The following is a 6361-nucleotide window of genomic DNA, read 5'->3' as shown; positions in this document are numbered from 1 at the left end:
CAAATCAAATGGCAGAAGACTTTTATCGGTTAGCTGCCTAGAATCTCCCAAGTGAAAGTCTCCTGCTAATTCAGCACACATCAGTGATCCTAGCCAAAATAATGTACACATAATCCCTCTAAAGCTAACGTAATGCTAACTTTGGAGATGTAAAAATGGCTAAATGCTTTTTTAACGAATAACTGTATTCAAAGTATGTCACGCAGTCTTGCGCAGAGCACTGCTCATGTTGGGATAATGCAGTGACAGAAAGCTTTTATCATACATTGAAAGGTCATGTGATACATGGTAGTGCGTTTGCCACTCGAAAAGAGGTGAATACTGTCTTGTTTGACTATATTGAGATTTATTACAATCGGGTCAAAAGGCATTCCGCAAACGGCTGGTTAACCCTAGAAGCCTTTAAACAGAAACATTAATTAGGTGTGGCTTATTCAACCATAGATAAAGCACATGTGTACTTTCTGATTCCTTATCTTAGTTTATTGCAAAAATTTTTTAGATACTCAACCGATAAGAATAAAACTGCATTATCTACACATTTTAAGGTTTCATAGAAAATTTTGGGAAATTAGGTTTAAAGGTTTTTCTATTTGAATACTCTAAGGCTTTAGTATTGAAAAAAGCAAAGCCTTAAAACTTAGTTCACATTAGATTTGAGCATCTTTAACAGGTAAATAGTTTTTAAAATCATATCCTGACGGTGCTTGATAAATTCTCAAACCAAATTCAGGAATAATTGCAATTAAATGATCGAAGATATCAGATTGAATTGCTTCGTAAGATGCCCATGCTGTCGTATTTGTAAATGCATAAATTTCTAAAGGTAGACCATCACTAGTGGGTTGTAGTTGACGAACTAAAATAGTTTGATTCTGCGCAATACCTTGATGTTGGCGTAAATAGAACTCTACATAAGCACGGAATGTTCCCACATTGGTTAAACGACGTTGGTTGCATTCTGATTGATTGCTTAAATGATCATTAAACTTATTAATTTCATCTTGTTTTGCATCAAGATAATGGTCTAAAAGTAAAAAGTCTTTTAATTTTCGCTGTTCACTATCAGTCATAAAGTGAACACTACTTTGATCAAGAAATATCGAACGTTTAATACGACGGCAGCCTGAATTACTCATACCACGCCAGTTTCTAAATGTATCAGTGACAAGTTTGTTGGTCGGAATGGTGGTCAATGTTTTATCGAAATTTTGTACGGTCACTGTATGCAGAGATATATCAATCACATCGCCATCCGCATTTAAAGAGGGCATCTCAATCCAGTCTCCAATGCGAACCATATCATAAGAGGCAATTTGTACACTTGCGACTAAAGAGAGGATCGTATTTTGGAAGACCAGCATGAGAACTGCTGCCATTGCACCGAAGCCTGCGAGTAAAGTAAACACATCTTTTTTAAGAAAAGTACCTAAAATCATAAGACCACAGACAACGAATAAAATCAGTTTGATCAGCTGTAAATAACCTTTGATGGGTTTATTTCTCGATTTTGGATTGCGTTGATACACTAAGTTAAAAATATTCAGTGCTTCACTAATTGATAAAGCAAGCGTGAGAAAAATAAATGCCTGCGCTCCCATTTGTATTAATGTAATTACTTTTAATGGAAGATGGGGAACTGCACTGATTCCGTTCATGATGACTATCGCAGGAACGATATTTGCAAATCGACGTGTAACGCTGTGTTGGGCAAAAATTGATTGATGAGGTGACTTAAGCTTAGTAATGATATGGCGGATACCACGTACAATAATTCTTTTGGCAATAAAATTTGCTAAAGCCGCTAGAAAAATCAAAATTGCGAATGAAATGAGCATTTCTAACCAAGGGTATTGGCTTAATTCACTTCTAATTTCGCTAATAAAACTTAAATAATTCAAATCAAAACACCTTACAATTTCACTTTGTTAATTGTAAGGTGTTAAAAGATATTATGATGAGTTGATCACATTTTGAATACGATCTGTAAGATTGTATTACATTAATGAGGTGTGATTTACCACATTAAATCATCTGGAATAACATAAGCCGCGTATGGATCTTCTTCATCAGTTGCTTGATCATTTTTCTCAGTATTATTGTTAACCAGAATAAATCCTTGCATTTTCTGATCAATTTTTTCTGCAAGAGCTTTGGGGAGATAAGCATATTTATCTTGATCTTTAGCAATAACTAAAGAACCCGTCACTAACGCATTATAAACTTGTTGTGAAAGATAAACCTTTTTAATTTTCCCCTCATCAATGAATTGATAGGTAACATCACCCTCTGTCTGTAAAATTTTATGTTGCTTGATCATTTGAATAATTGAAGCTTTAAGCGCCTTTTCTTCTAAAACCTTTTGTTTTTCTAAATTCAGTGCTTGGTCTTTGGCTAATTTCTCTTGATTCACTCGATCGATTTCAGCTTTTAATGAGGCATCATCATGTTGTCCAGTGCGTTGCTCATGTTGCACCTGTTTGGTTAATTTCTTGGCTTTTTTATTGTCGACCAAACCCGCTTTGAGTAACTGAGCTTGTAATGCATTTTTAACCATAATTCAATCCGAATTCGAGTTTGATGAAGAGCGAAAGTAAATTACCCAGTAAGCTATACTCATGGTCAGACTTAAACTTGCTGGTATTAGAAAAGTTTGTAATTTTAAATAAGGATAAAGCAAACTCGCAATAAGCCCACCGATAAAAAATCCTAGAAAGATGAGCAAGTGTAAAAAAATACGCCTATTTTCTATTTTTAGACCACGAACTTTATAACCTAAGGTTAAACCAATATCCGTTAAAACGCCTGATAAATGTGTTGTACGGATAATTGCACCTTTATAGTGACTGACCATCGCATTTTGTACGCCCATGGCGACACATGCCCACAACAAACCATAGCGCGGGAAGTAAGGTAACAAAAGCCAAGTTAAAAATAGAAATGCAGCAACTAAACTAAGTGGGAAACCGTAATGATGGCCAAAAGAGACATTGCTATCCCCAAGAATGAGACCGCTGTAAAACGATCCAATCATGAAGCATAAAACTACTAAACTGAGATAAATAAAATGCTCTGGTTGCCATTGTAGCAAACTCATTGCCAGCATGCTGACGTTGCCAGTCATGTGTGAAACTGATTGATGTAGAACAGTAAATAGCCCCAATACGTTAACCATACCAGCATTTAGTGCGAGTAAAAAAGCACCAAGTTGAATCCAGTTTGGTAAACGCTGTAAGGGCATAACAATCTACTAGTTTTTTCGGTTTCGGAAATCTACAGCAGCAGTAAATAAAACGTCAGTTGACGAATTCAGCGCAGTTTCAGTCGAATCCTGTAATACACTGATAATCATACCAATCGCAACTACTTGCATCGCAATTTCAGATGATATACCAAATAAACTACAAGCAACAGGGATAAGCAGTAATGAGCCACCTGCAACACCTGATGCACCACATGCTGAAACGGTTGCAACGACTGAAAGGATAATCATCGTGCTTAAATCAACATGAATGTCTAATGTATGAACAGTAGCAAGCGTTAATACTGTAATTGTAACCGCTGCACCTGCCATGTTGACTGTTGCTCCAAGTGGAATAGATACACTTGCGGTTGCTTCGTTTACACCTAAGCGTCGTGCTAAATCTAGATTCACAGGAATATTGGCAGCAGAACTACGCGTGAAAAATGCTGTGATTCCACTTTCTTTTAAACATTTGAACACTAATGGATAAGGGTTTGCTCGCATCGTCAATGCGACTAGGATTGGATTAATCACTAATGCAACAAAAAGCATTGTTCCAATTAGTACAATTAACAAATGTGCATAGCTAGATAAAGTTGCTAAACCTGCGTCCGCAAAAGTGACTGCGACTAAGCCAAAAATTCCCACGGGGGCAAAACTAATCACGGTGTGAATAATTTTATTCACTGCATCAGCTACATCAGTAAGCACTTGTTTCGTAGTCTCAGAACTATGACGTAATGCTAAACCTAAGCCGATTGCCCAGGCCAAAATACCAATAAAGTTGGCTTCACTAATCGCTTGTACAGGATTGGCAATAAAGCTTAATAATAAGTTCTTTAAAATTTCAGCCAAACTACCGGGTGCTTGTAGAGCTGGTTGAGTTGATAAATTAAGAAATAGCTGACTTGGGAAGGCAATACTTGCTACAACAGCACTAAATGCTGCGAGTAGCATTCCAACCACATACAAAATCATAACAGGTTTTAAGTTTGAGTTTTGCCCAACTTTGAAATTAGCAATCGAAGCAAGCACTAAAACAAAAACAAGAATCGGGGCAACCGACTTTAATGCTTTAATAAACAATTCACCTAATAAACTCAAATAAGGTGTAAAGTTAGGAAAAAGCAAAGCTACGCCAATCCCTAAAAAAATAGCAATAATAATTTTGCTGACTAAGCTCAAGCGAGACAATACATTAAACATATAAAAGCCTTATAAACCTATATGTGGTTTAAGGTTAAACAAGCGCCGTATTCTATACCTAAGCACTGTATTTTTTTAAATTTTTTTGATGAACGAATTACTTTAAAAATACCATAAAAATTAAAATAATGTTTTTAAAAGTATTTTATTTAAAAATACAGAATCTTTTTGTGTAAAAAAAGATCTTATCTCTATAGTTTTACTAAAAAACTATAAGTAAAAAGTCAGTATTCTTCTATCTAGTGCTTAAAATTTAGATTGATAACTTATTGATAATTCTAGGAACAATAAATCATTTTATCTCAAAAATTATTGTACAAATGAGTGGTTTTTAAAGAATTTGGTCTTATCCATATAATTATTGCATTAAGCAAATAGCGATTAATACAAATAGAGAAGGGACTTATTTAGTCCCTTCTTTCTCTTACTTGAAAAAATATCCTGTTTCAGGTGAGCTTGCATTGGCCATACGCTTACGTGGCATACGACCTGCTAAAAATGCTTCACGACCTGCTTCAACCGCTTTCTTCATCGCAGAAGCCATCAAAATTGGATTTTGAGCAGCGGCAATCGCTGTATTCATTAATACGCCGTCGCAACCCAATTCCATTGCAATTGCAGCATCACTGGCAGTACCCACACCTGCATCCACTAAAACAGGGACTTTGGCATTTTCTTTGATGATGGAAATAGTATGTGGATTCAAAATACCAAGACCAGAACCGATCAAGCTACCTAAAGGCATGATGGCAACACAGCCCATACTTTCAAGTTCTTGCGCAACAATAGGGTCATCTGAGGTATAGACCATGATTTCAAAGCCATCATCAATCAAGGTTTGCGCTGCTTTAAGCGTTGCAGTGACATTAGGATATAAAGTTTTTTCATCACCAAGGACTTCTAACTTCACCAAATTGTGACCATCAAGCAGTTCACGAGCTAGCATACAAGTCCGAATCGCGCTATCTGTATCAAAGCAACCTGCGGTATTTGGCAGGATTGTGTATTTCTCAGGTGGAATCACAGAAAGTAGATTTGGTTGATCGGCATGCTGACCGATATTTACACGGCGAATTGCCACCGTCACAATCTCAGCACCACTGGCTTGAATGGCTAAATCAGTTTCATTGAGATCTTTATATTTACCAGTTCCGACCAATAAACGAGATTGGAAAGTACGAGAACCAATAATTAAAGGGGAATCTTGCATGGGCTTACTCCATTTTTAGCCGATTATCCGCCACCAACAGCTTGAATAATTTCAATACGATCTTCAGGAGCAATTTTCGTTTGCTCAAGTCTACTTTTCGGAATAATCTGTTGGTTCTTCTCTACAGCAAAACGTTTGCCTTCTAAGGCTAAATTCTGAATCAATTGCTGTAGGTTTTCACAAGACGTGTCGATTGACTCGCCATTTAAATAGATGTGCATGATTAATCCTTATTTCGCATGCTTGATTGCTTGCCATGCGAGTAACAGCCAGCCCGCTATCATAAACGCACCGCCAATCGGTGTAATCGCACCTAAAATACGCGGTAGTCCGAGCGCCATAATGTACAACGAACCGCAGAAAAAGATGATACCAATTTGGATCAAAATAAAAGGAATTTTTATTGGAAATGTTGCTGTGGTTTTATGCAGGACGCCTAAGATAAGCAAACCAATTGCATGATAGAAAAAGTATTGAGTTGCTGTACCCCACCAAGCGAGTTGTTCTAGGGTTGCAAAAGATTTGAGTCCATGAGCACCAAAAGCACCCAACATAACTGCAAGTGCAAGATTAAGCGCCGAGATAGCTATCCACATAATGATAATGGAACTGGAAATTTGATGAACAAACTTAACATATTCGGGTGCTTAAACAAAGCCAGATAAAACAAAAGGGCATTAAAGCCCTTGTGTTTGATTCGA

7 protein-coding genes and 1 pseudogene are annotated in these 6361 nt (G+C 36.8%); 1 reads left to right on the top strand and 7 read right to left on the bottom strand.

Translation table 11 applies throughout. The annotated features are described in order from the left end of the window. Window positions 1–171: 171 nt before the first annotated feature. Window positions 172–419: pseudogene (locus M5121_RS11240) on the top strand (IS3 family transposase); the annotation flags it as partial. A gap of 231 nt (window positions 420–650) precedes the next feature. Here M5121_RS11240 and M5121_RS11235 read toward each other — a convergent pair. From M5121_RS11235 to M5121_RS11205, 7 genes are all read right to left on the bottom strand, one after another. Next, on the bottom strand, window positions 651–1901 hold the full coding sequence (locus tag M5121_RS11235) for a mechanosensitive ion channel family protein (RefSeq protein WP_249571223.1): 1251 nt from the start codon (window positions 1899–1901) through the stop codon (window positions 651–653). 116 nt (window positions 1902–2017) lie between these two features. Beyond that, window positions 2018–2557, bottom strand: a complete 540-nt coding sequence (locus M5121_RS11230) for a DUF2058 domain-containing protein (RefSeq protein WP_004662427.1) — start codon at window positions 2555–2557, stop codon at window positions 2018–2020. 3 nt (window positions 2558–2560) lie between these two features. Continuing rightward, window positions 2561–3241 (bottom strand): YoaK family protein, encoded by a 681-nt coding sequence (locus tag M5121_RS11225; protein WP_249571222.1) that lies wholly within the window; start codon window positions 3239–3241, stop codon window positions 2561–2563. Window positions 3242–3250: 9 nt separating this feature from the next. Next, window positions 3251–4450, bottom strand: coding sequence for a serine/threonine transporter SstT (sstT, locus tag M5121_RS11220; RefSeq protein ID WP_249571221.1), 1200 nt, complete (start codon window positions 4448–4450; stop codon window positions 3251–3253). Window positions 4451–4874: 424 nt separating this feature from the next. After that, window positions 4875–5660 (bottom strand): thiazole synthase, encoded by a 786-nt coding sequence (locus M5121_RS11215; protein ID WP_249571220.1) that lies wholly within the window; start codon window positions 5658–5660, stop codon window positions 4875–4877. Window positions 5661–5683: 23 nt separating this feature from the next. Then, window positions 5684–5881 carry a sulfur carrier protein ThiS gene (thiS, locus tag M5121_RS11210; protein WP_087535859.1) on the bottom strand — a complete coding sequence of 66 codons (198 nt, stop codon included), beginning with the start codon at window positions 5879–5881 and terminating at the stop codon, window positions 5684–5686. A 9-nt stretch (window positions 5882–5890) separates the two neighbouring features. Further along, window positions 5891–6256: a DUF423 domain-containing protein gene (locus M5121_RS11205; protein ID WP_005159854.1), complete on the bottom strand. Its 366-nt coding sequence runs from the start codon at window positions 6254–6256 to the stop codon at window positions 5891–5893. Between the last annotated feature and the right edge of the window lie 105 nt (window positions 6257–6361).

Origin of the sequence: Acinetobacter sp. ANC5681, assembly GCF_023488045.1 — a bacterium.
Lineage (GTDB): Bacteria > Pseudomonadota > Gammaproteobacteria > Pseudomonadales > Moraxellaceae > Acinetobacter.
Note: the sequence above shows the minus strand (reverse complement) of the source record. Positions and strands in the feature narration are given on the sequence as shown.